This is a genomic window from Vreelandella nanhaiensis (genome assembly GCF_003990185.1).
Taxonomy (GTDB): Bacteria; Pseudomonadota; Gammaproteobacteria; order Pseudomonadales; family Halomonadaceae; genus Vreelandella; species Vreelandella nanhaiensis.
Genome location: NZ_RZHF01000007.1, coordinates 3379 through 6589 on the forward strand (window position 1 = coordinate 3379; position 3211 = coordinate 6589).

The 3211-nt window shown below is 54.8% G+C and carries 1 protein-coding gene and 3 pseudogenes; 3 read left to right on the forward strand and 1 reads right to left on the reverse strand.

What is annotated here, in order from left to right:
- Positions 1 to 206: 206 nt before the first annotated feature.
- Positions 207 to 1102, forward strand: a pseudogene (locus ELY38_RS06720) (IS3 family transposase); the annotation flags it as partial.
- 31 nt (positions 1103 to 1133) lie between these two features.
- Here the strand turns inward: ELY38_RS06720 and ELY38_RS06725 are convergent.
- A complete protein-coding gene (locus ELY38_RS06725) occupies positions 1134 to 2507 on the reverse strand; it encodes an IS30 family transposase (protein ID WP_206604606.1) in 1374 nt (457 codons plus the stop codon).
- A 44-nt stretch (positions 2508 to 2551) separates the two neighbouring features.
- Here ELY38_RS06725 and ELY38_RS06730 point away from each other — a divergent pair.
- A pseudogene (locus ELY38_RS06730) lies at positions 2552 to 2827 on the forward strand (IS3 family transposase); the annotation flags it as partial.
- 95 nt (positions 2828 to 2922) lie between these two features.
- Positions 2923 to 3211 (forward strand): annotated as a pseudogene (locus ELY38_RS06735) (hypothetical protein); the annotation flags it as partial.

Below are 3211 nucleotides of genomic sequence, written 5' to 3' on the forward strand. Positions count from 1 at the left end.
AAAGTGACAGTAACCGTTATGAACTACATGTCGCCTATTGATATCCTTTAGTCTTGACATGAATTAAGAAGGTCAGCCATGAGCTGACCTTTTTTATGAAAAACTAGTATCTCGGCAAACAAATTCAGCTTTAATTCAGGAGTTTTTGATCCTGCCCAGTAACGGTGGACACCTCAAGAACGTCATACGTTACGATGAGGTGAACCATGGCAAGATCGACAACATCAATGAAGAAAAAATCATATACCCGTTACTCAGATGCCTACCGGCAAGAAGCCTTAGCGCTTGCGGATCGCATTGGCGTTGCAGCAGCGGCGCGTGAGCTGGGAATACACGCGAGTCAGCTCTATCAGTGGCGATCTAAAGCACAGCTGCAGCAAGACACATCCGAGCGAGAGCGGTCGTTGGCAGAAGAAAACGCCCGCTTGAAGCGCCAACTAGCCGAGGCAAATGAAGAGCTGGCCATCACAAAAAAGGCCGCGGTGTACTTTGCGAAAAGCCTGAAGTGAAGTACGCCTTTATCCACCGTCATCGTCAGGCGTTCAGTATTCAGCGTATGTGCCATGTTGTCGGGGTCGCTCGGAGTGGCTACTACGCTTGGCGGCAACGCGAAGGCGCATCGTCCCCAAAACGCAGCCAGCAAGCCATTATCGATCAGCATGTGGCCAAGGCTTATCACCAACGCAAAGGCCGCTCAGGCGCCCCGAGACTAACGCTAGACCTGCGAGATGATGGGATGCCGATCAACCGTAAGACGGTGGCTGCCAGCTTACAGCGTCAGGGCCTGCGCGCTAAAGCAGCTCGTAAGTTCAAGGCCACCACGAACTCACGGCATTCGCTGCCAGTCGCACCGAATCTACTAGAACAAAACTTCACGGCCTCAGCTCCTAATCAAAAGTGGGTGGGTGACATTACCTACTTGGCGACGGGCGAAGGCTGGCTTTACCTGGCAGTGCTCATTGATCTTTACTCTCGTAAAGTGGTCGGTTGGGCAATGAGTGAGCGTATGACGGCCGATCTTGTCTGTGACGCGCTACAGATGGCGCTATGGAGACGCAAAATGCCCAAAGGCGTGATAGTCCATTCGGATCGAGGTAGTCAGCTTAGGTTCAAGGGGCCGTCGCAACACTGGCTTATGATGCTGAAAATAGTAGTTCTTTGAGAGCTTCAGCAGGTGTTTTCCAATCAAGTGTTTTACGAGGTCTGTCGTTGAGAGTCGTCGCGACAGCGTCAAGCTCATGCTCAGAATACCTGCTAATGTCAGTACCCTTGGGAAAGTATTGGCGCAGCAGACCATTGGTGTTCTCGTTAGTCCCACGCTGCCAGGGACTTCGGGGGTCACAGAAGTAGATTGCCAAGCCAGTATCAAGTCGTAGCTGTGCATGCTGGGCCAGCTCCGCGCCTTGATCCCAAGTGAGCGATTTCCGCAGCTGTTCGGGCAGTGTGGCGATCTTTATGGCGATAGCATCGCGAACAGCCTCAGCCCCGTGACCAGCCAAAGCAGGTCCGTTCTTAACTCTGGCGCCCGTTCCATGATCATGCATGGGCGGCAAGTGAAGAAGTAGCGTGAACCGACTCGTGCGCTCGACTAAGGTACCGATTGCGGAGCTGTTCAATCCAATGATTAGGTCGCCTTCCCAGTGGCCGGGGACAGCGCGATCAGCAACCTCCGCCGGGCGCTGGCTGATCATCACCTCGGGCGAGAGGTAGTGTTTACCGCGCTGCTGGGTTCTCGCTCGTGGTACCCGCAATGCCCGGCCAGTACGCAGACACGCGGACAGTTCACGACGAAGTGCACCGCGGCCTTGAATGTAGAGGGCCTGATAGATCGCCTCGTGAGAAATCCTCATCGTCTCATCATCTGGAAAGTCTACCCGCAGTCGACGGCTGATCTGCTCAGGACTCCAACTGACTCCCCACCGCCGGTCGGCTCGGCGACCATGCCGCCGTCCTCGCCATGGCACATTCGGGCCGGGAATAGGTCTGCCTTCAGCATCGGTCACCTCGCCAGCCAGACGTGATTGCACGTAAGCCTGCAACCAGCCATTCCCTGCAAGCTTGGCAGTTTTGGGCCGTTTGGCGGCTAGCTCTGCTTTCCACTGCGCGACTGTGGCCCGGTACTCCAACACACCGCCCCGGGTCGCAGCGTTACGGCGCAATTCGCGCGAGATCGTCGACGGTGACCTTCCTAGACACCGTGCAATCTCACGAACCCCGTGCCCCTGGACTCGCAATAGTGCGAGTTCCTCGCGCTCTGGGAACGACAAATAACGCCCTGAGGGTGGCACCAAGTTAGAGGGTGCCATCCCGCCTGCCTCGCGGAACCACCGTGGCCCCAACGGTTGTGATACACCACACGCCAAAGCTGCATCCTCGCTCGATAACCCCTCAGCTATTCGCTTCCAGAATGCGCGATTGGTACTCCGCTGATTGATGCTTGGTCGACCAGGCGAACGCATCGGTGCTCGCCCAGTCTTTTCAGCGATCCAACTAGATGATCTTCCCATGTAACACCTCCAATATCGAGGTGTTGCGTCGACCGATTGAATCCGCCCAGTACTGTTCCACGCGTTACCAATCGCTGCTTACCCGGCATGAGCTTACGTGCAGCATGAGCGCCAAAGGCAACTGCTATGATAATGCCTGTGCCGAAAGCTTCTTCCACAGCCTCAAGGTTGAAGCGATCCATGGGGAGCAATTTACAACGCGAAACGATATGAGGCGCCAGGTGTTTGAGTACGTCGAACTGGACTACAACAAACAACGGCGGCACAGTGCTATTGGGATGATCAGCCCAGAGGCCTTTGAAGCCCGAATGATCGCTTAAACCAGTGTCCACTGTTGCTGGGTAAGATCATTTTCGCTAACCTTATAGTGCCGCAATCGGCGTAAAAACAAACCAATTCATAAAAAGGTGTCATCATGTGGAATAACAAAAAAAAGGCTTCCCTAGGCGGACTGACGGCTATGGCCCTGGCAATGGGGACGACTTCTGCGCTGGCCCTGGAAAGCCAGGTGGGAGAAACCACCGTGGGGCTGTATGGTTACGCTAGGCTCAATATGGCCTACAGCTTCGATCAAGATGCCGGATCGGCTAACGAAGGTTACTTTGGAGATATCGAAAGGTCGGAAGATAAGGTCGGAGATCAGTTCCAGGCATCTGCCACACAGAGCCGTATCGGCTTTCGGACCAGTACGCCTGTCGAGGGGA

Coding starts and splice junctions, on each gene's coding strand:
- ELY38_RS06725 (WP_206604606.1), bottom strand. CDS start 2,507: ATGGGAAGATCATCTAGTTGGATCGCTGAAAAGACTGGGCGAGCACCG.